Raw genomic sequence first — 21,770 nt, forward strand, 5'->3', positions numbered from 1 at the left:
AATGAAAAACGCACGTTGGTTAAGTATTTGCGTCATGCTACTCGCTCTTTTCGGGTTTTCACATCAAGCATTAGCAGAGGCATCGCAAGCAAGCGTTCAAGTTACGTTGCACAAATTATTGTTCCCTGATGGTCAATTACCAGAACAGCAGCAAAACACAGGGGAAGAGGGAACGCTGCTTCAAAATTATCGGGGCTTAAATGACGTCACTTATCAAGTCTATGATGTGACGGATCCGTTTTATCAGCTTCGTTCTGAAGGAAAAACGGTCCAAGAGGCACAGCGTCAATTAGCAGAAACCGGTGCAACAAATAGAAAACCGATCGCAGAAGATAAAACACAGACAATAAATGGAGAAGATGGAGTGGTTTCTTTTTCATTAGCTAGCAAAGATTCGCAGCAACGAGATAAAGCCTATTTATTTGTTGAAGCGGAAGCACCAGAAGTGGTAAAGGAAAAAGCTAGCAACCTAGTAGTGATTTTGCCTGTTCAAGATCCACAAGGGCAATCGTTAACGCATATTCATTTATATCCAAAAAATGAAGAAAATGCCTATGACTTACCACCACTTGAAAAAACGGTACTCGATAAGCAACAAGGCTTTAATCAAGGAGAGCACATTAACTATCAGTTAACGACTCAGATTCCAGCGAATATTTTAGGATATCAGGAATTCCGTTTGTCAGATAAGGCGGATACAACGTTGACACTTTTACCAGAATCAATTGAGGTAAAAGTGGCTGGAAAAACAGTTACTACAGGTTACACACTGACGACGCAAAAGCATGGATTTACGCTTGATTTTTCAATTAAAGACTTACAAAAATTTGCAAATCAAACAATGACTGTGTCCTATCAAATGCGTTTAGAAAAGACCGCTGAACCAGACACTGCGATTAACAACGAAGGACAATTAGTCACGGACAAGCATACCTTGACTAAAAGAGCCGCAGTTCGTACAGGCGGCAAGTCTTTTGTCAAAGTTGATAGTGAAAATGCGAAAATCACCTTGCCAGAGGCTGTTTTTATCGTCAAAAATCAAGCGGGGGAATACCTCAATGAAACAGCAAACGGGTATCGTTGGCAAAAAGAAAAAGCATTAGCTAAAAAATTCACGTCTAATCAAGCCGGTGAATTTTCAGTTAAAGGCTTAAAAGATGGCCAGTACTTCTTGGAAGAAATCTCTGCACCAAAAGGTTATCTTCTGAATCAAACAGAAATTCCTTTTACGGTGGAAAAAAATTCTTATGCAACGAACGGACAACGAACAGCACCGTTACATGTAATCAATAAAAAAGTAAAAGAGTCAGGCTTCTTACCAAAAACAAATGAAGAACGTTCTATTTGGTTGACGATTGCAGGCCTGCTAATCATTGGGCTGGTAGTCATTTGGCTATTTTATCAAAAACAAAAAAGAGGAGAGAGAAAATGAAGCAATTAAAAAAAGTTTGGTACGCCGTTAGTACCTTGTTACTAATTTTGCCACTTTTCACAAGTGTATTAGGGACAACAACTGCATTTGCAGAAGAAAATGGGGAGAGCGCACAGCTCGTGATTCACAAAAAGAAAATGACGGATTTACCAGATCCGCTTATTCAAAATAGCGGGAAAGAAATGAGCGAGTTTGATAAATATCAAGGACTGGCAGATGTGACGTTTAGTATTTATAACGTGACGAGCGAATTTTACGAGCAACGAGCGGCAGGCGCAAGCGTTGATGCAGCTAAACAAGCTGTCCAAAGTTTAACTCCTGGGAAACCTGTTGCTCAAGGAACCACCGATGCAAATGGGAATGTCACTGTTCAGTTACCTAAAAAACAAAATGGTAAAGATGCAGTGTATACCATTAAAGAAGAACCAAAAGAGGGTGTAGTTGCTGCTACGAATATGGTGGTGGCGTTCCCAGTTTACGAAATGATCAAGCAAGCAGATGGTTCCTATAAATATGGAACAGAAGAATTAGCGGTTGTTCATATTTATCCTAAAAATGTGGTAGCCAATGATGGTAGTTTACATGTGAAAAAAGTAGGAACTGCTGAAAATGAAGGATTAAATGGCGCAGAATTTGTTATTTCCAAAAGCGAAGGCTCACCAGGCACAGTAAAATATATCCAAGGAGTCAAAGATGGATTATATACATGGACAACGGATAAAGAACAAGCAAAACGCTTTATTACTGGGAAAAGTTATGAAATTGGCGAAAATGATTTCACAGAAGCAGAGAATGGAACGGGAGAATTAACAGTTAAAAATCTTGAGGTTGGTTCGTATATTTTAGAAGAAGTAAAAGCTCCAAATAATGCAGAATTAATTGAAAATCAAACAAAAACACCATTTACAATTGAAGCAAACAATCAAACACCTGTTGAAAAAACAGTCAAAAATGATACCTCTAAAGTTGATAAAACAACACCAAACTTAGATGGTAAAGATGTGGCAATTGGCGAAAAAATTAAATATCAAATTTCTGTAAATATTCCATTGGGGATTGCAGACAAAGAAGGCGACGCTAATAAATACGTCAAATTCAATTTAGTTGATAAACATGATGCAGCCTTAACTTTTGATAACGTGACTTCTGGAGAGTATGCCTATGCGTTATATGATGGGGATACAGTGATTGCTCCTGAAAATTATCAAGTGACTGAACAAGCAAATGGCTTCACTGTCGCCGTTAATCCAGCGTATATTCCTACGCTAACACCAGGCGGCACACTAAAATTCGTTTACTTTATGCATTTAAATGAAAAAGCAGATCCTACGAAAGGCTTTAAAAATGAGGCGAATGTTGATAACGGTCATACCGACGACCAAACACCACCAACTGTTGAAGTTGTGACAGGTGGGAAACGTTTCATTAAAGTCGATGGCGATGTGACAGCGACACAAGCCTTGGCGGGAGCTTCCTTTGTCGTCCGTGATCAAAACAGCGACACAGCAAATTATTTGAAAATCGATGAAACAACGAAAGCAGCAACTTGGGTGAAAACAAAAGCTGAAGCAACTACTTTTACAACAACGGCTGATGGATTAGTTGATATCACAGGGCTTAAATACGGTACCTATTATTTAGAAGAAACTGTAGCTCCTGATGATTATGTCTTGTTAACAAATCGGATTGAATTTGTGGTCAATGAACAATCATATGGCACAACAGAAAACCTAGTTTCACCAGAAAAAGTACCAAACAAACACAAAGGTACCTTACCTTCAACAGGTGGCAAAGGAATCTACGTTTACTTAGGAAGTGGCGCAGTCTTGCTACTTATTGCAGGAGTCTACTTTGCTAGACGTAGAAAAGAAAATGCTTAATTTCTAGCATCACCGAAGAAATTTTTAGAAAAACAAAGAGCCTGGGCCAATCACTGTCCCAGGCTCTCATGCTTTATTTTTAAGGAGGAAGCAATGAAGTCAAAAAAGAAACGTCGTATCATTGATGGTTTTATGATTCTTTTACTGATTATTGGAATAGGTGCATTTGCGTATCCTTTTGTTAGCGATGCATTAAATAACTATCTGGATCAACAAATTATCGCTCATTATCAAGCAAAAGCAAGCCAAGAAAACACCAAAGAAATGGCTGAACTTCAAGAAAAAATGGAAAAGAAAAACCATGAATTAGCGAAAAAAGGCAGCAATCCTGGATTAGATCCTTTTTCTGAAACGCAAAAAACAACGAAAAAACCAGACAAATCCTATTTTGAAAGTCATACGATTGGTGTTTTAACCATTCCAAAAATAAATGTCCGTTTACCAATTTTTGATAAAACGAATGCATTGCTATTGGAAAAAGGAAGCTCCTTGTTAGAAGGAACCTCCTATCCTACAGGTGGTGCGAATACACATGCGGTCATTTCAGGCCATCGTGGTCTCCCACAAGCCAAATTATTTACAGATTTGCCAGAATTAAAAAAAGGCGATGAATTTTATATCGAAGTTAATGGGAAGACACTTGCTTATCAAGTAGATCAAATAAAAACCGTTGAACCAACTGATACAAAAGATTTACACATTGAGTCTGGCCAAGATCTCGTCACTTTATTAACTTGCACACCGTATATGATAAACAGTCATCGGTTATTAGTTCGAGGACATCGTATCCCATATCAACCAGAAAAAGCAGCAGCGGGGATGAAAAAAGTGGTACAACAACAAAATTTACTATTATGGACATTACTTTTAATTGCCTGTGCGTTAATTATTAGCGGCTTCATTATCTGGTACAAGCGACGGAAAAAGACGACCAGAAAGCATGGAAATTAACGATTCGTATAATAAAAGTGACTATGTTTTTATTTTTTTAAACCCTTTACGTAGTAAATCAATGACCAAACCTAAGCAAAAATAAGTACAAAAATGAAGCCCAGAAGAAATCAACATTTTGGTTGTTAAAGGCTGCTGGGAATAATAAGTATCCAGCACAGGAGTTTGGTGAATAATAGAAAAACCTAGAAAATCTGTAAGGGCCAATAGAAATCCCTTACTATCATATCCAGAAAACCAAAGTAGTATGACGAAAAGGCTAAACATACTAAAAAAAAGAGTAAAAAAATAGCTTTTCAATTTTTAATCCTCCTTATCGTGCATAATTGAACCAGAGAAACAGAAGTATTAACGAAATAACTAAAAGAGCAAGCCCTGAATAAAAAGCGACAAAGGGCCAATCAATCGACTGTTTAAATTCCTGCCAAGTTTGGATTTTTCTGTTTTTTTTCGCGCTATCCTCAAGCGTGAGTAAATAATTCAATAGTAAGAGGAGCAGTAACACCGTGAAATCATTTGTGGTAAAAAGCACATGTAAAAATAGAATGACAAAGACAACACGGGATAACACTCGATTCCGCAAAATTAAAAATAACTTAGCACGCATAATAAACCACCATTTCTTATCAGAGATAATGAATCTGTTTTTGTCTACTCTTTAGTTATATCATAAAATTCTTAATAATGAAAAAATGATTCGAGAAAATAATTGAAAAAAAGTTTTTTTTCCTGAATCATTATTTTCGTAAATAAAGAATAAACGTGTTACTCTTGGCTTATCAAATTTGGAAGGAGTGTTAAAAATGAAATATCTGGATATTATTGCTTTAATTTTATTGATTGTCGGAGGTTTAAACTGGTTATTAGTTGGTGCATTTAATTTTGATTTAGTTGCAACAATTAGTGGCGGTGCAACCACACCATTAGCAAAAATTATCTATATTATTGTCGGAATTTGTGCGATTTATTCTATTAAGTTTTTAGCTCCTTTGTTCCGCGAACCATAGGATTGATTTAAAAGATTTAGATAACGTGAAGTTATTTTGACTTAGCAATTGAGAGTTTCCTTGAGAAAGGGGACTCTTTTTTTATTTTCTATATTCGTTTCAGAAGGTTTAGACAAGCTCAAAAAATATTTCAAGAGAGCTGCGTTGTTTTCAAAATAGAACCTAGCATTACCTCGAACGTACCTCAAATAACCTGTGTCTTTTTTTGAATCATTAGTTCAAATTGATGTGATCACTAGTGAGAAAAATCAGCTCTAGGATATATAGGAAAATATAAGCATCAAATAGGGATTTTGATGATAAATTATCTTTTTCCTTGTTATGATTATAACAAGGAAAAAGAAAGTAGGGATTTATTTATGGAATTACAGGTGACAAAAAAGGCTAAATTTTTTTGTTTGGCGATGGCATTACTAATGACATTAGGTATTTTTATCAGCGCTGGTACAAGTGTTTATGCATCTGACCAGCTAGAGGATTCAGAAGTTGAGGCTGTAGCAAAAGGACTGGAAGAAATGTATGCGAATGGAGTGACGGAAGATAACTTTAAAAACTATGTCAAAAATAATTTTGCTCAGCAAGAGATTTCTTCAGTTGAGGAAGAATTAAATGTAAATATTTCTGATGCTTCAACAGTAGTTCAAGCACGTTTTAATTGGAATGCATTAGGAAGTTGCGTTGCTAACAAAATCAAAGATGAGTTTTTTGCAATGATTAGTATCAGCGCAATTGTAAAAGCTGCACAAAAGAAAGCCTGGAAAGAATTAGCAGTGACTGTATTACGCTTCGCTAAAGCCAATGGGTTAAAGACGAATGCTATTATTGTGGCTGGACAACTAGCTTTATGGGCAGTTCAATGTGGGCTAAGCTAATGAATTTAAAAGATCATGTTACGGAAATAGTAATTACTTTTATCATCGCTTTTGTGTATACTTGGATAGATTCAGGAGAAATTGAAATCTTAAAAACTCTTTTGATAACAATAATATTTTTAGCCATGTTCTATGCAATACCCAAAATCACCAATAGAAAAAGAAAATGAAGTGGTTTTAGAAAGATAATGTGATAGGAAGTGTAAGAGGAGGTAACGAGCCTTCTCTTTATTTTTTTATTGACTTGCTATGTAGATGGTTCAAGATAGCTAAAAAGCCTACCAAACCGTTAAAATGAAGTTTGGTTCACGACAACCACATTAACAGTTTAAGAGGTAATACTTATAAAAAAGCCATAGAAATTTCATTACACTTAAGGTAGAAATATAAGTATCCTATATAACATTCAGGTTTAAACTATTCAATGTTTCTTTGATAAGCTTAGCATAACTTGATTCCTACTTAGAATGGGTTCAGTAACTTTAATTCTACAGAATTTTTGGGGGTCTTTTTTTGTGAATCAAAAAAGATGTTGAAAAAAATATTGATATTAGAAATATAGAAGCTAAAAACTACATCATATCAAGATATGTTTTTTTCTAAATCATCAAAATACTTTACTAATATTTCCGCTTTTCCAAGTCCAATATTTTCAATAGCTGTTTTTCCACTTCTGATTTTGTCAATGTATTGCGTGCTGATTCCAGTTTCTTTTGCAATACGATAGCTCGTTAAATCTAGGTCTATTAATTTTTCGATTTTTTCAGTGTAAGTCATTTAATCAACTACTTTCTTTTGCTTAATATGCCTACAATTAACAAGATCACTGAGTAAGTAATCCAATTAATTACAGTAAAAAGTGTCAGTACTAAACCGACTAACACGATAGTTAATAATAGTAATACATAATTTTTATTATTCATGTTATTCTTGCTAGAATTATTCTATAGAGAAGGGAATACTAGCAAGAATAATAGGGTTAGTTTATTTCTATACTATCTAGATTTGATATAAAACATAGTTATTAGTAATTGAAAAGATGGCTAAAAAGATAAGTTTTGTAGCAGTCTTTTTCTTAATTCTTCCTTCCTATCTGTATACATTTGGATGAATTCATTCTTTTTATAAACTTTATTTAGTAAATTCCTATTTAGATAATAATCCAGTTCCTCGTTAGAATTATATCTTTTTAATACCCAATCATCGAAATACTTATTATTTTTTTCTGTATTAGGAATGCCTTCTAGTAATTGTAAATTTACAATTGTATCGATGTGTTCAACAATAAATGTTATTTCTTCTTCTGAATAACCTATTTCTCTTAAATTCTTTTTATTTTTATATTTGCTTGAAGGGAATATATGATCTTGGTGAAACTTATTTTTTAAATCTATGGCTGGAAAAATTACCGATAAAAGTGTGAAAGAGTACTTTCCAATTTTTGTATCTAGTAAATAATCAATGTCTTCATCCGTTAGGATTAAAGATTTGTTTGTATCTCTAACTTTAAGAAGTTTTGACAATGGGAACCCTTCGGATAAATCCTGCATATTTTCTCTCATTTTAAGTAATATTGAGTCTGGAGTTCCTCCAAAGATTCTTTTTAACAAAGAAATCTGAACAAAATATTTTATTTTATTCCTATCATTTAAGTATCTATCAGCTTCTAAATAGTTATTTGGGCAATCAATTTTGTATAGGTAATAAACAACAGGGATGATTACACTATTAGCAATTAAAGTATCTCCATTAAACCCAAAATTTGAAAGTAAATTCACTGCTAAAGATATTGCTTTTTTTGTCTTTTCCCAGTTAGTTTCGATTAGGTTTGTGGTTTGTTTGTCAAAATTGGAAGCTCTAAATTTAATATTCTTTTTATCAGTTAAAACTAAAGCAGCCTTTAAAATATTATCTTTGTTAAAATTGAAACCGTTTCCTATCATATTTAGTTCATCAACTAATGAATAAATTTCTTCTCGAGCATTCAGATTTTGCCATTTAGCAGTCGCTAAAGAAAGCAAAAGGTCAGAATAAGTTAGCGTAGTACCACCGCTATTCATTCTGATAAAGATATCTAAAACCTTATCAATTTCTTGTGAGTTTTCTTCATAATATGCCAATATATCTTTTTCCATCATTTGATGTAAAGTTCCTAAAGAATTCATAATATAACTTGTTTTTTCAACGGATTCATTAGGAAAATTTTTCCGATAAAGCTCTTGATATCTAGCAATCACAGTAAACATTTCACCTACTTCAAATTGCAAAATATCGGAGACAGGGTACCAAAGAGTATCTTCGGTAAAATCTTCTGCTTCCTCATTAGTTAAAAATCTAAAATCAAATTGAACATCTTTGTTGGTATCTAAATTTGGAGAAACGATATTTAAATAAAGCTGTCTCGAAGGATAAGCATTGTCATTATTTTTCCATGCTCCTTTTATTTTGTAGCTGTAGGTACCTTTCAAAGCTATATAGATAGATGTTATTCTTTGTTGCCCATCTAGTATTGCTGTAACACTATCTTTATGTGAAATATTGATTTTTGTATTATGTCTAGCATCTCTTTGATGGTATTCTTTTAATATGTTATAAAATTCATATTTATTTATATTTTCATTTTGGACGTTCCAAAATAAGAACGAGCCGATGGGATATCCTTTCATAATGGAATCGAATAATCTTTCAATTTGTTCTGGTTTCCATACAAATTCTCTTTGAAGCGCAGGTAGTACATATTCATTGTTATCTATTTTCTTAATTAAATTTTTTATAGTGAAATTTACGTAACCCATTTTGAGAATCTCCTTTGACATTATTTAATTAATTTTACCACATAAAATACAAAAATATTGAATCTATTTTTATTATACAAATTTGTTATCTGGATTCTATAAGGTAATATAAATCGAAATTTCTACAGGTTTATCCATTAGAATATCTATTCATAAATATGAAATAATTACAATGGAGATTCATTTTAGAAAAAGTGGATATCCATGTGAAGCTAATCGAATCAAGTATAATTTAAATAAATTGAAATTATTCAGCAGAAAATTGGTTCGTTATGTAAAAGATTACCTTTTTAATAATGTTTTCTTGAAAGTATTCACCAAATTTTGATTATTAGTTGATACCTTTTTCTATTTTCTTTATGATTTTTCTCAAAAGTCCGAGTTCAGTCCAACTCCCAAGAAAATAAGGAACTTACTAAATCGTTGATTTAACAACGTTTAGCAAGTTCCTTTTTAATGGAGACGGCGGGAGTCGAACCCGCGTCCAAACATATTGCCACTTAAATCTCTACGTTCATAGACACTCATTTAAAGGTTCGCTTTACAGCGTGCCGAGTGACAGGCATTCTGTATTGCTAGTCTGGTAAGCTCTTCTAAATTTTACAGACGGAAAAATTTAGCGTATCCCACTTCGATTAGGACCCTGACCCGAGCACATGGGCGATGCCGGGAGGATCTTCGCTAGCTGGTTTTTAGGCAGCTAAAGCGAAAGAATTGTTTTCGTTTTTAGCAGTTATATTTAACTGTAACGTTTTAACGTAGCCGTAACCTACGAAACGCAATTCAAGCTCAACTATGCCTGTCGAATCCGTAACGCCCCCGAAATAACATAAGTATCCCTTGATACTTATCAAAGTATAGCATAAATTCCTTGTTTTTTCAAAGAGTAGGATAACACTCTGTTAGATATTCATAAAAAGAGGAAGGATGGACCGTAACTCAGTTCATCCATCCTCTTTTTATGAAAGTGTGTGGGTATGTTTTGTAATCCATTGTTGCAAACGGATATTCAACCAAAAACCATAAATTCCTAAAGTAATTATAGTTAATAAAAGCCATTTAATCCAATGACCGAATAATTGCATAGCTGTACCGTCAAAATAAAGGCGTTTACCATCAATAACGGTATGCTTGATTTTCCAGTTGTACATCATACAAATTCCCCAAGGTGCGCAAATGCCTAATGTAAAGACAGTAATCAAGGTTGCTAAAATTGAAGTCCCGATATACGTGGCTAAACCACCGTCAAAATATGAATTTTTCATTCTTTTCCTCCTTATCTCATAAACTTTATTATAACAAGAATAAATGGCCGGGGAAACAAAATGAGGATGAAATAAGTATTTTTATTCATTATTGGTTCGAAATATGTTATTTATGCAACTCAAACTTGGCAGCATTAGATATTTTGTAACAAATGTTATCTAATGTAACTACCATAATAAAACGTTTTCCTTAGGAAGTGAATTAGAAATTTAAAAAAAAGGCTACTTAAATGAGCATTAATATTGTACGAGACATATCTTTTTGCTATTGTCAACTTCTGAAAAAGACCACTAAGTGGAAAAAATAAGAGAAAAGAAGGGTGAATAATTTTTTATGACAAAAAGTGTAAAATTTTTAGTGTTACTGTTGGTAATGATTCTACCAATTGCGGGGGCGTTATTGATTGGTCCAATTTCGTTTGGCGCCGAATTGAGCAAAAGTCCAATCGTTGACAAAGTAGAATTGGATCATACTACTTTATATCAAGGAGAGATGACCTCCATTAAAGTATCTTTTAGTGACAAAGAAAATCAGAAAATAAAACCTGGAGATACTATTACTTTAACTTTACCAAATGCATTAGTTGGAATGACCGAGAACGATGGCTCACCACGAAAAATCAATTTAAATGGTTTAGGGGAAGTTTTTATCTATAAAGATCATGTTGTAGCAACATTTAATGAAAAAGTTGAATCTTTACATAATGTGAATGGGCATTTTTCTTTCGGGATTAAAACGCTTATCACCAATAGTTCGCAACCGAACGTGATAGAAACGGATTTCGGAACAGCAACGGCGACTCAACGTTTGACGATTGAAGGAGTGACTAACACAGAGACTGGCCAAATTGAGCGAGACTATCCGTTTTTTTATAAAGTAGGCGATTTGGCTGGAGAGTCAAATCAAGTACGTTGGTTTTTAAATGTGAACCTCAATAAATCCGATGTCACAGAAGATATTTCAATTGCGGATCGACAAGGAAGTGGTCAACAATTAAATAAAGAGAGTTTTACATTTGATATTGTGAATGACAAAGAAACTAAATATATTTCACTTGCCGAGTTTGAGCAACAAGGTTATGGCAAAATTGACTTTGTGACAGATAACGACTTTAATTTACGTTTTTATCAGGATAAAGCACGCTTTACTTCCTTTATCGTCCGTTACACTTCGACAATCACAGAAGCAGGCCAACATCAAGCAACATTTGAAAATAGTTATGACATCAATTATCAACTAAACAATCAAGACGCAACGAATGAAAAAAATACATCACAGGTTAAAAATGTTTTTGTAGAAGGCGAGGCAAGCGGTAATCAAAATGTGGAAATGCCAACAGAAGAAAGTCTAGACATTCCTTTAGAGACAATAGATGAATGGGAACCAAAGACACCTACTTCGGAACAGGCAACAGAAACAAGTGAAAAGACAGGCGCAACAGAAACTGCAGAAAGCAGCCAACCAGAAGTTCATGTCTCTCCAACAGAAGAAGAGAATCCAGATGAAAGTGAAACGTTAGGTACAATTGAACCAATCATACCTGAAAAACCAAGTGTGACAACTGAAGAGAATGGCGTAACAGAAACTGCAGAAAGCAGCCAACCAGAAGTTCATGTTTCACCAACAGAAGAAGAAAATCCAGATGAAGGTGAAACACTAGGCACGATTGAGCCAATCCTACCTGAAAAACCAAGTGTGACAACTGAAGAGAATGGCACAACGGAAACGGCAGAAAGCAGTCAACCAGAAGTTCATGTGTCGCCAACAAAAGAAGAAAATCCAGATGAAAGTGAAACACTAGGCACGATTGCACCAATCCTACCTGAAAAACCAAGCGTAACAACTGAAGAGAATGGTATAACGGAAACTGCAGAAAGCAGCCAGCCAGAAGTTCATGTCTCACCAACAAAAGAAATTACTACAACTGAGAAAAAACAGCCATCCACAGAAACAACTGTGGAGAAAAATAAAAATGTTACATTAAAAAATCAACCACAAATACTAAACGCTCCATTAAATACATTGAAAAATGAAGGAAGACCACAGTTGGCTCCACAACTGCTTAGTGAACCAATTCAAAAATTAAATGAAGCAAACGGGCAACGAGAACTTCCCGAAACAGGCACAACAAAAACACCGTTTATGCTAATAGCAGGAATACTGGCAAGTACATTTGCCGTTTTAGGTGTAAGTTATCTACAAATCAGAAAGAATTAACAATAGAAAAGCCATCCAGCTTTCGCTGGGGGGCTTTTCTATTTTCTGGAGATAAATTGCTGATAGGCGCCAATCAAAAACTATGCTACAGTAAGGTATATAATGCTCGAAAAGGAGGGAGTAAATGACTAAAAAAATATGGTCGCACTTTCAGAAAAGCTTCACTTGGTACATTTTGATTGGTGTGATTGTTTCATTATGTAGTGCTTTAGCAATTTATTTTTTTCAACAGTTGTTAGATCATTATCAAAAAAGTTTCCAACTAGGGTTGTTAGTAGCGTATGGAACGACAATTATTTTAATTCCGCTATTGTCTTACTGTGAACAGAAACCGAAAGCTTACTTAACTAATGGCATCTATTTCTATTTGAAGAAATTAAGTTTAATAAAAATGAGCAAGATTTCCTATGAAGAATATCTAAAACTGGGAGCGGGAGCTTTACTACAAAAAGTAGAAGTTGGTGCAGCAGCTGGGAGAAATATCCACTTGAATTTTTATGGACGCTTATTTCGAGAGCTAATTCCAGAGACGTTATTTAATTTGTTTTTCATAGCATTGATTGATAAAAAATTACTGCCAGCAATTCTAATTGGTTATGTGATTGTATTTATTTTAACCAAAATACTTTTGAAAACGCTACAAAAAATGAAAGAAAAAACACTTATTTCTGAAGAAGCAATGAATGCTACTTTGATACGAGGGATGACAGAACTAGTAACTTTTAGAATTAATCGAAAATATAAAAAAGAGATTGAAAATTACGCGTTAATGGCAGAGGAAAATAGTCAAAATATAACAAAAATGACTATGATCCATGAATTTTTCTTTGGCTTTTTTGCCTTGTTAGTCGCACTTATCAAAGTAAGCATTGTCGTACTTAGTTTTACTAACGTTGTGACATTGAGTTTAGGTGGACTTGTAGCGATAGTGATGTATATCGATCGAATTTATACGCCGATAGCCATATTTAATGTTTTATTTGTTCAATATAATTTGGATAAAGTAGCCTATCAGCGCTTGGAAGATTTTTATAAAAAAGAAGATGATCCTGACTTAGCGGTTCCTGGCAAAGCGTTACCTGAAATTCAAACAATTTCATTAAAATAGGTGTGTTTTAGCGTAGATAGTCAAACGATTATATCCCAACAAAATCGACAATTTTCAATGAACAAAACCTATGGCTTGATTGGAAAAAGTGGGACAGGCAAATCTACCCTGATTAAATTGATTTTAGGATTATTGAAGCCGACAGAGGGGACAGTTTATGTGAATCAATTTCCTCTAACACAATTCAATTTGGAAGATTATTATGAAAAAGTTTTTTATTTATCTCAAGATGTGCCAATATTTCAAGGAACGTTGAAAGAAAATATTGTATTTAATCAAGAAATTTCTGATGAACAAGTAATTGAAGCTATGTATCGTTTTCAGTTGGGGGAACTTTATGAACGGTTACCGGAAAGTTTAAACACTATTGTGAGTGAAAAAGGAATGAATTTTTCTGGTGGTGAAAAACAACGGATTGCTTTCACACGCTTAGCATTTACACAAGCAGAGATCCTTATTTTAGATGAGGCGACTTCTGCATTGGACGAAAAGACCGAAGAAAAAGTGTTACAAGAAGTACAAAAATTTACCCACAATAAGTTGACTATTTTGGTTACTCATCGACCTAAAACCCTGCGATTTGTAGATGAAATTATTGATTTAAATGAGTGAACTTGTTAGCTCTTTGGCGCTTCTTTTGCTACACTTTTTATAAGAATTGAGAGAAAGGGGCAATTGTTGATGAATAATAATGAGCAAGAATTAGCGGAATTTTGGGATGAATTTGCAGAAGAATATGAAGAAATTCAACAAGAATCGCCATTTCCAATTGCTCGAGAATTACGTGATTTCTTGGTCCAAGAAGGCATTTTTCCGTGTCAGACATTTCTGGATATCGCAGGTGGGACGGGACGATACTTACCTTTTTTTCAAGAGCAAGTCACGGAGTATACGCTAGCCGATATTTCTCAGAGAATGTTGGAGATTGCGGAAGCAAAAGCACAAAGCAACGTTGTTTTTCTTCACCAAAGCCAAGAAAGACTGATTGAGACTGGGAAAAAATTTCAAGTCGTTTTTTCAGCCATGAATCCTGCTTTGGATACGCCGGAAAAAGTTAATGCATTGTGCCAATTAAGTGAGGAATGGTGTCTTATATTTCGGCTAGTGGAAGAGCAAGATTCGTTATTTTCTCCTTTTGAGCAAGAGAGCAACCCGCAGTTAAATTGGATGGCAAAATACAAAGCATTTCTAAAAAAAGAACAGCGACCCTTTTTCACAAAAAAATTTTTCTTTGAAGCATCAGAAACTATTTCAAAAGACTTTTTCCGCAGCTATTTTGAAGAACAATGGTCAGTTCCAATTTTAGAACAACGCGTACAAGAAATTTTTGGTTCTCATGAAATTAAGCAAAATCAGCGTACCATTATTTATGAATTAATTGTTATTCCATGTAAAAAAACAACCAGCGATGACTAATTATCGCTGGTTGTTTTTCGGTTATTTAATTGTGCGAAAGCTTTTTCTGGAATCTCTTTTTTATCAATTTTGACAGGAGATTGGATGATTCTTTTTTTACTAATGGTTGCTTCTATGTAAGCATTTGGTTCCAAAGGTTGAGGATTTTTGTCTGTCCGTTCGTAATCCATGACTTGTGTTTTTCCATTACTTTTAACAAAAGTTAGTCGATAGTGTAAAGAATATTGGCCATCTATGCTTTTTTGATTGTCATCTACTGTTTGTTTTCGTTCAGGAATTTCTAGAGGAACTTGTGCATAGGCTTTTTCACCCTTATATGTATCTGCATAATAACGATAGCCTGTATAACCACCAACAATCAATACGCCAATCAATAAAATAGCGCCGATTTTTTTCATTTTTTCTCCTCCTAACAATTTACAAAAATAGCATAGCAAAAGAAGAAGGAGATGGAACATCGAAAAAACGAACAGTTGTCTTACAAAACTGTTCGTTTTTTTGGTCTATTTAGCTTTCATCAGAGAGTAGAAAGGAATCATTTTTCTTACGATAACTAAAGAAAATAACAAAGTACAGTAGGCCTGTTAAAAGAGTGACGCCTAACGAATTTGTAAATAAGATGCCAATAAAGATGAGGCCTAAAATGATTAAAGCAAGGAGATTAATACTTTTTTCAAAGAGAGATCCTCGTTTTAAAGAAAGAACAAACGCCGCAGCGCTAATTAAAATCCAAATTAGCAAGACAGTGTAAGAGAGAGAACCGGCTAAGTAACCAAATAATTCATCGCCAACAAAATAAGAAAGAATAACGCCCAGATATAAAACACTGGCGCAGAAGAAAACTGAACGTTGAGGTACTTGGTGCTTGTTTAAAACCGCAAGTTTACTCATGGGTCCTTTTTTATCTTTTAAGCGAAAATATAAAAGGCGAGAAGAGGCGTATACCCCAGAATTAATAGAAGAAAACAAGGCTAAAATAATCACAAAATTTACGATGTCAGCAGCAAAAGGAATATTCATTTTTTCAAAAACCATAACAAATGGGCTCACCGTTGTGCCTGCTAAGGTATTCCAAGGGAAAATAATCAAAAGTAAGAATAATGGAATGATATAGAAGGAAATAATCCGTCCCATCACACCACGAATCGCTTTAGGAATGGCTTTTTTAGGATCATCTGCTTCACTGACAGTGATCGCGATTAATTCTGAACCGCCATAAGAATAAATAACTACTAATAAAGAATTAACTATACCTTTCATGCCATGTGGGGCGAAGCCACCATGATCGGTGATACTTTGTAAAGTAGGGAAGACACCACTGCCTAGCATTTGTTGTCCCACCAGATAAACACCAAAAATAATTAACAAAATGATGACACTAATTTTAGCAAACGCCAACCAATATTCTGTTTCTGCAAATAAACGAACCGAGTAAAGATTAATGAGCGTCGTTAAAATAGCTAAAATAAAAACAAAAAACCAAGCAGGAATATTAGGAAACCAAAGTTGTAAAAAGGAAGCTGCGGCAACCGCTTCTGCGATAATATTAATTGTCCACATGGAATAATAAACCCAATCAATAAAGTCAGCAGAATGTGCACCTAAAAATGGTCGAACTAAGCCAGACAAACCATGATGTGTGTCTCCGCCATCTAAAACAAGTTTTCCTAAACCACTCATGACGATGAAGAGAACAGCACCGCCAATTAGAAAGGCGATTAAAACAGAAGGACCGGCAATACCAATTGCTTCGCCACTTCCTTTAAAAAGACCTGCGCCAATCGCTCCCCCTAAGGCTAACATCGTAATGTGGCGCGAGCTTAATTGTTTTTTTAAGGTTGTTTGTTGTGTTTCACTCATAGGATTCTCCTTTAATTGAAAAAAAATAATATGAAAATAACTTTCTTTATTATATACAATTTTCTGACAATTACAACTATTCTGTCAATGAAAATGAAAAAATAAGTGAAAAATATTATGAAAATAAAAAAATTGAGCAATTTAAGTGATTAAAATCGCTCAATTTTTTTATTAATTTTTATTTTTTAATAGAGTCATAATTGTTAATGGAACAGTAATGACTACATAGCCGATGATACTAGCCACTACTAAATAAGCTATAGGACTCGAGAAATTAAATAAGTCCGTTAAAAGTATTGCGACAATCATTGAAATAGCATAACAAATGAATAATTGAATAAACCGCTTTGCAGACAAAAAATCACCTCTTCCTAATTAGTTAAAGTCTCTTTTCAATCATTTAGTATACACCTGAAAAGAAGAATAAACTATCATTAATTAAAAGAAAAAGTGAAACCACTAGCGGATTTTTTGTTCAGCTGATTATCTTAAGAATTAGAAAATGGGACATAAGTCATTTCGACTTATGTCCCATTTTTATTTATGACGTTGGCTTCGTGTAAATTGAGAAGTCTCGTCCTCTCTAGTGGTTGGTTGTTGTGTTCGTTGTACGGCTTGCTTTTCCGGCTCGCTCTTTTTTGCAACATCAGTCACAACATTTGGCTTCTGAGAAGGGGGAACGGTTGTTTTTTTGTTTAAAGTTGGCGTAGTTCTTTTTGTTTCTTTCTTTTGTTTCTTTTTATTATTTTTATCATTTCCAGTGACTGTCAAATAGATAATCAGAAAAATCATTAGGATCGTTGCAACAATTAATAGAATAAACATGTTAAATGAAATGAACATGCATGGCCCTCGTTTCTCGTTTTTTCTTAGTTTACCAAAATTTCAAAATTTCGTCACTCTTTTCTTCAGAAAAAACGAATTTCAAAGGGGTTAAAAGAAACTTTTATAAAAAAGCCTCCTTTTTTGTGTGAAAATGCACAAAATTTCTGGAATCGTTTGCTGTTAAAACCAGATACTGGTAAAATAATTATTGTATAAGAATCATTTTAAAAAACGATTTTTGTTACAAATAACGTATTTGTTGAAAAGGCACTGTGAAGTAGTTAGAGACGACAGCCAAGTGACTTTTAATGACAGCCGCCCAATTAATTTCATGGAGCCTTTTCGTAGAAAACGAGGAGGTTATTTTGCGTGAAAGTGAGTATATTTTCGACATGCGTGGTGGATCTACTTTTTCCAAATGTAGGGCAAGCAATGGTAGAGGTTTTGGAACGTTATGGCTGTGAGACGGTTTTACCAACAAGCCAAACGTGTTGTGGTCAGCCAACGTACAATAGTGGCTATGTGACAGAGAGCACGACAACGCTTAAGAATCAAATTGATAGTTTTGACGGTGCCGATTATGTGGTGGGACCTGCGGGGTCTTGTGTCGGCATGATGAAAGAATACCACAAATTTTTAGCAGATGATCCTATTTATGGACCAAAAGCACAACGTTTAGCTGAGCGAACTTACGAGTTTAGTCAGTTTCTTTATCGTGTCTTAGGGGTCAAAGATGTTGGCGCAACGTTACATGGGAAAGCCACTTATCATCGTTCTTGTCATATGACGCGAATTTTAAATGAACGAGAATCACCCTTTGTTTTGTTGGATCATGTGAAAGGATTAGAAATGATTCCTTTAGGACATCTTGAAAATTGTTGCGGATTTGGCGGAACGTTTTCAGTGAAAATGCCAGCTATTTCTGAACAAATGGTGACGGAAAAAATGAACGATGTGATTGATACAGGCGCAGAAATTTTAATTAGTGCGGATATGGGTTGCCTGATGAATATCGGGGGTAAATTCAATCGTGATGGGAAAAAGATTAAGATTATGCATATTGCAGAAGTCCTTAATCACGAAGTGGATGAAGCACGCATGGACCAACCGCAAATCATATCGGTAGGGTAAGGGGGAAGAACTGTGGGATTATCAACGAGCAATAAGCCGTTAAGTGAACGAATTGAAGAAAGTAAAAAAGATGTGTTTATGCAAAAGGCTGTCGCCAAAGCACAAGATGCCCAATGGGAGAAACGAGAAGGTGCGCGGGAAGTTTTAGGCAATTGGCCACAATGGCGTGAACTGGGAGAACAAATTCGCCAACATACAATTCAGTATCTGCCTGACTATTTAGAAGAGTTCAGTGATAACGTCGCCAAACGAGGTGGCAAAGTCTTTTTTGCTCAAACCGCCGAAGAGGCCAATGAATATGTGAAACAAGTGGTTCTAGAAAAAAAGGCGAAAAAAATTGTGAAATCTAAATCAATGGTGACGACCGAAGTCGATATAGATCCAATGTTATTGGGATTAGACGATGTTAGTGTGATGGAAACAGATTTGGCGGAATTCATTTTACAAATGGATGACTGGGATGAGCCGTCACATATTGTTTTCCCAAGTATTCATAAAAATCGCGAACAGATTCGTCAGGTTTTTGCGAAAAAATTAGGGTATCAAGGAGATAATGACCCGGTAAATTTGGCACGCTGTGCACGAGAAGTGATGCGCAAATTCTTTTTGGAAGCGGAGATTGGCATTACAGGTTGTAATTTCGCTATTGCGGATAGCGGCTTAATTAACTTAAATACAAATGAAGGAAATGCTGATTTGACCATCAGTATTCCTAAGACACAAATCGTGTTAATGGGGATGGAAAGAATCGTACCAACAATGCGTGAAGCAGAGGTTTTAGATAACCTTTTAGCCAGAAGTGCCGTTGGTCAAAATTTAACAACGTATGTGACGTTTGCCGGGCAAAAAAATGCGGATGAATCCGATGGTCCAGAAGAATTTCACGTGGTCATTTTGGATAACGGACGTTCAAAAGCGTTAGGAACAGCCTTTCAGCCAGTCTTACAGTGTATTCGTTGTGGGTCTTGTCTGAATGTTTGTCCGGTCTATCGCCATATTGGAGGGCACGGTTATGGCTCTATTTATCCAGGACCAATTGGTGCTGTGCTTTCTCCAATTTTAGGTGGATATAAACAGTTTGGGGAATTGCCTTATGCATCTAGTCTTTGTGGGGCATGTACGGAAACGTGTCCTGTGAAAATTCCATTGCACGAATTATTAATTGAACATCGTAAAGTGATGACCGATGATCTGAAAATGAAACATGGATTTGAAGATTTCCAAATGCGTATGGTAGGTAAAGCCACTGCTTCACCAGCAATGTTTAAAGCAGCCATGAAAGTCGATCATGCTGCAGCGGGCATTTTAAGTAAACAAAAAGACATTACTGTTGAAAACATGTATAATCATGGGGGCTACCTTGATAAAGGACCAGGGTTAGTAAAAGGTTGGACCGATGTTCGTGATTTGCCAAGACCACCAAAATCTTCAGAAAACTTCAGAAGTTGGTTCAAAAAACATCAAGAAGGTGAAAAAAATGACTAATGAAGCGATTCAAAATCGAGAACCTTTTTTACAAAATCTACGAGAAAAATTAGGCGTAGAAAAACAGCCTGTTTCGGCCCATCCATTTGAGCCAGTTAATCATTTACCAGAAGAACAGTTGGCAGATAAAACACCAGCAGAGCTATTAACGATTGTGAAAGAACGTGTGGAAACGATTCACACGAACTTAGTGGAAACCACACAAGAAAATTTACTGACGACGATTCAGCAAATTGTTGCTGAGTTTGGTGGGGGCAATCTTTTATTGCCAACAGATGCACGTTTTGAAGCCTATGGATTAGCTGATTTAGCTAAGTCATTAGAGGCTGTTTCTGTTAAGCAATGGCAACCTGGAAGTGAGCAACGAGAAGCGAATATTCAAACAGCTGCTCAGGCAAATATCGCGATTGCCTTTGCTGAGTTTTTACTAGCTGAATCAGGAACGATTGTGGTGGAGTCCAATGCGGGGCAAGGCAGAGCTTTACACTTTTTACCGAAGCATTACATTTCAATTATACCGTTTAGCAAACTCGTTCCACGTTCGACTCAGCCAGCAGCTTTTTATACAGAAAAAATAGAAAAAGGTGAAAAAATCGGCTCAGCGATTCACTTTATTTCAGGGCCTTCTAATTCAGGAGATATTGAAATGCAACTGGTTGTCGGGTTGCATGGTCCTTTAGAAGTTTGTTACGTGGTTGTGATGGATCGCTAAAACGCTAGAAGCATAATCAATTCAGCCCTTTTTAGAATTGATTATGCTTTTTTTATGAGCAGGATCAAAAAAGTAAGAATCAAATTTGAAAGAAATACGTTTTTTTTCTGACCATTTTGTAAAAAAAGCGTACATAAAAATTAATTGGGTGTTAAGCACTATAGGATTGATTTACTTTGTGGTAGAATATGAGACATAAGATAATAAGGTTTTTGGAGGAATGAGTTTGAAATCAAAAGAATTAATTAAAACAGTCGTCTTTTTTGCCTGTTTAGCTTTGGGTCTGTTTTTACTGAGACAATTTGTATTTACGCCTGTCGTAGTGAGAGGTCATTCAATGGATCCAACGTTAGCAGATGGTGAACGGGTAATTACGTTAAAAAACACAGAAATTAATCGTTTCGATATTATTACTTTCCCAGCGCCAGATGAACCAGATAAAAATTATATTAAACGTGTGATTGGTTTACCTGGAGATACAATTGCGTACAAGGATGATACGTTGTACATCAATGGAAAAGAAGTTGACGAACCCTATTTAGATGAATTTAAAAAAGCCTTAACAGATGGTCAACCTTTGACAGGCGATTTTTCATTAAAAGAAAAAGTACCAGCAGATAGCTACTTTGTTTTAGGTGATAATCGACGGAATTCAAAAGACGGTCGTGTCATTGGTTTTATTCATAAAAAAGATATTTTGGGTGAAGTGAAATTTGTGATGTGGCCATTCTCACGGTTTGGTCCAATACCAGAAGTGTCAAAACAATAAAAGAGACAATGAGTAAAAGAGAAGGACGGAAATGTGTAAAAACA

21 protein-coding genes, 1 other RNA gene and 1 pseudogene are annotated in these 21,770 nt (G+C 35.1%); 13 read left to right on the forward strand and 10 right to left on the reverse strand.

Going from position 1 to position 21,770, the window contains the following annotated elements:
• Window position 1 precedes the first annotated feature (1 nt).
• The 3 genes from ebpB to srtC all read left to right on the forward strand — a co-directional run bounded on the left by ebpB (window position 2) and on the right by srtC (window position 4,263).
• Window positions 2–1,432, forward strand: a complete 1,431-nt coding sequence (gene ebpB / locus IGL13_RS04325) for an endocarditis and biofilm-associated pilus minor subunit EbpB (RefSeq protein WP_002378173.1) — start codon at window positions 2–4, stop codon at window positions 1,430–1,432.
• Entirely contained in the window at window positions 1,429–3,312 is a 1,884-nt protein-coding gene (ebpC, locus tag IGL13_RS04330) for an endocarditis and biofilm-associated pilus major subunit EbpC (protein ID WP_002378174.1), read from the forward strand. The genes ebpB and ebpC overlap by 4 nt, the downstream gene beginning before the upstream one ends.
• Window positions 3,313–3,405: 93 nt before the next feature.
• Entirely contained in the window at window positions 3,406–4,263 is an 858-nt protein-coding gene (gene srtC, locus IGL13_RS04335) for an Ebp pilus assembly class C sortase (protein ID WP_002378175.1), read from the forward strand.
• 21 nt (window positions 4,264–4,284) lie between these two features.
• Here srtC and IGL13_RS04340 read toward each other — a convergent pair whose 3' ends face one another.
• Both IGL13_RS04340 and IGL13_RS04345 read right to left on the reverse strand, forming a co-directional pair.
• Window positions 4,285–4,563 (reverse strand): hypothetical protein, encoded by a 279-nt coding sequence (locus IGL13_RS04340; RefSeq protein WP_010710166.1) that lies wholly within the window; start codon window positions 4,561–4,563, stop codon window positions 4,285–4,287.
• A gap of 13 nt (window positions 4,564–4,576) precedes the next feature.
• Complete coding sequence (locus IGL13_RS04345; RefSeq protein ID WP_002358125.1) at window positions 4,577–4,870, reverse strand: hypothetical protein; 294 nt, start codon at window positions 4,868–4,870, stop codon at window positions 4,577–4,579.
• A 196-nt stretch (window positions 4,871–5,066) separates the two neighbouring features.
• Here IGL13_RS04345 and IGL13_RS04350 point away from each other — a divergent pair, with 196 nt between their 5' ends.
• The 3 genes from IGL13_RS04350 to IGL13_RS04360 all read left to right on the forward strand — a co-directional run bounded on the left by IGL13_RS04350 (window position 5,067) and on the right by IGL13_RS04360 (window position 6,312).
• The gene (locus IGL13_RS04350) at window positions 5,067–5,270 is read left to right on the forward strand and encodes a DUF378 domain-containing protein (RefSeq protein ID WP_002381996.1); all 204 of its coding nucleotides are present in this window, start codon (window positions 5,067–5,069) and stop codon (window positions 5,268–5,270) included.
• Window positions 5,271–5,629: 359 nt separating this feature from the next.
• Window positions 5,630–6,142 carry an enterococcin EntV gene (gene entV / locus IGL13_RS04355; protein WP_002358120.1) on the forward strand — a complete coding sequence of 171 codons (513 nt, stop codon included), beginning with the start codon at window positions 5,630–5,632 and terminating at the stop codon, window positions 6,140–6,142.
• On the forward strand, window positions 6,127–6,312 hold the full coding sequence (locus IGL13_RS04360) for a hypothetical protein (protein ID WP_002384733.1): 186 nt from the start codon (window positions 6,127–6,129) through the stop codon (window positions 6,310–6,312). The genes entV and IGL13_RS04360 overlap by 16 nt, the downstream gene beginning before the upstream one ends.
• 412 nt (window positions 6,313–6,724) lie before the next feature.
• Here IGL13_RS04360 and IGL13_RS04365 read toward each other — a convergent pair whose 3' ends face one another.
• The 4 genes from IGL13_RS04365 to IGL13_RS04380 all read right to left on the reverse strand — a co-directional run bounded on the left by IGL13_RS04365 (window position 6,725) and on the right by IGL13_RS04380 (window position 10,202).
• Entirely contained in the window at window positions 6,725–6,919 is a 195-nt protein-coding gene (locus tag IGL13_RS04365; RefSeq protein WP_002360606.1) for a hypothetical protein, read from the reverse strand.
• Between the two features lie 266 nt (window positions 6,920–7,185).
• A complete protein-coding gene (locus IGL13_RS04370) occupies window positions 7,186–8,937 on the reverse strand; it encodes a DUF262 domain-containing protein (protein WP_002378176.1) in 1,752 nt (583 codons plus the stop codon).
• 454 nt (window positions 8,938–9,391) lie between these two features.
• Window positions 9,392–9,758: a transfer-messenger RNA gene (ssrA, locus tag IGL13_RS04375) on the reverse strand.
• 138 nt (window positions 9,759–9,896) lie between these two features.
• Window positions 9,897–10,202, reverse strand: a complete 306-nt coding sequence (locus IGL13_RS04380) for a DUF898 family protein (RefSeq protein ID WP_002360604.1) — start codon at window positions 10,200–10,202, stop codon at window positions 9,897–9,899.
• A 334-nt stretch (window positions 10,203–10,536) separates the two neighbouring features.
• On the opposite strand from IGL13_RS04380, the gene IGL13_RS04385 reads away from it, so the two are divergent.
• From IGL13_RS04385 to IGL13_RS04395, 3 genes and pseudogenes are all read left to right on the forward strand, one after another.
• Window positions 10,537–12,420 (forward strand): collagen binding domain-containing protein, encoded by a 1,884-nt coding sequence (locus tag IGL13_RS04385; protein ID WP_002378177.1) that lies wholly within the window; start codon window positions 10,537–10,539, stop codon window positions 12,418–12,420.
• 124 nt (window positions 12,421–12,544) lie between these two features.
• A pseudogene (locus IGL13_RS04390) lies at window positions 12,545–14,140 on the forward strand (ATP-binding cassette domain-containing protein).
• Window positions 14,141–14,209: 69 nt separating this feature from the next.
• On the forward strand, window positions 14,210–14,944 hold the full coding sequence (locus IGL13_RS04395) for a class I SAM-dependent methyltransferase (RefSeq protein WP_002401345.1): 735 nt from the start codon (window positions 14,210–14,212) through the stop codon (window positions 14,942–14,944).
• On the opposite strand, the gene IGL13_RS04400 is transcribed toward IGL13_RS04395, so the two are convergent.
• The 4 genes from IGL13_RS04400 to IGL13_RS04415 all read right to left on the reverse strand — a co-directional run bounded on the left by IGL13_RS04400 (window position 14,941) and on the right by IGL13_RS04415 (window position 17,629).
• A complete protein-coding gene (locus IGL13_RS04400; protein WP_010710167.1) occupies window positions 14,941–15,342 on the reverse strand; it encodes a YxeA family protein in 402 nt (133 codons plus the stop codon). The genes IGL13_RS04395 and IGL13_RS04400 overlap by 4 nt on opposite strands.
• A 109-nt stretch (window positions 15,343–15,451) precedes the next feature.
• Window positions 15,452–16,804 (reverse strand): amino acid permease, encoded by a 1,353-nt coding sequence (locus IGL13_RS04405; protein ID WP_002382100.1) that lies wholly within the window; start codon window positions 16,802–16,804, stop codon window positions 15,452–15,454.
• Between the two features lie 171 nt (window positions 16,805–16,975).
• A complete protein-coding gene (locus IGL13_RS04410; protein WP_002358046.1) occupies window positions 16,976–17,161 on the reverse strand; it encodes a hypothetical protein in 186 nt (61 codons plus the stop codon).
• A gap of 180 nt (window positions 17,162–17,341) precedes the next feature.
• Window positions 17,342–17,629 carry a hypothetical protein gene (locus IGL13_RS04415; protein ID WP_002386008.1) on the reverse strand — a complete coding sequence of 96 codons (288 nt, stop codon included), beginning with the start codon at window positions 17,627–17,629 and terminating at the stop codon, window positions 17,342–17,344.
• A gap of 369 nt (window positions 17,630–17,998) precedes the next feature.
• Between IGL13_RS04415 and IGL13_RS04420 the strand changes: the two genes are divergently transcribed.
• The 4 genes from IGL13_RS04420 (at window position 17,999) to lepB (ending at window position 21,726) form a co-directional block, all read left to right on the forward strand.
• Window positions 17,999–18,760: a (Fe-S)-binding protein gene (locus IGL13_RS04420; protein ID WP_002365495.1), complete on the forward strand. Its 762-nt coding sequence runs from the start codon at window positions 17,999–18,001 to the stop codon at window positions 18,758–18,760.
• A gap of 12 nt (window positions 18,761–18,772) precedes the next feature.
• A complete protein-coding gene (locus IGL13_RS04425; protein ID WP_002378181.1) occupies window positions 18,773–20,245 on the forward strand; it encodes a LutB/LldF family L-lactate oxidation iron-sulfur protein in 1,473 nt (490 codons plus the stop codon).
• On the forward strand, window positions 20,238–20,957 hold the full coding sequence (locus tag IGL13_RS04430) for a LutC/YkgG family protein (RefSeq protein WP_002361597.1): 720 nt from the start codon (window positions 20,238–20,240) through the stop codon (window positions 20,955–20,957). Before IGL13_RS04425 ends, IGL13_RS04430 begins: the two co-directional genes overlap by 8 nt.
• A 220-nt stretch (window positions 20,958–21,177) precedes the next feature.
• Window positions 21,178–21,726 carry a signal peptidase I gene (gene lepB, locus IGL13_RS04435; RefSeq protein ID WP_002358039.1) on the forward strand — a complete coding sequence of 183 codons (549 nt, stop codon included), beginning with the start codon at window positions 21,178–21,180 and terminating at the stop codon, window positions 21,724–21,726.
• The last annotated feature ends 44 nt before the right edge of the window (window positions 21,727–21,770 follow it).

This window comes from Enterococcus sp. DIV1937, from assembly GCF_050535975.1.
Classification (GTDB): domain Bacteria; phylum Bacillota; class Bacilli; order Lactobacillales; family Enterococcaceae; genus Enterococcus; species Enterococcus faecalis.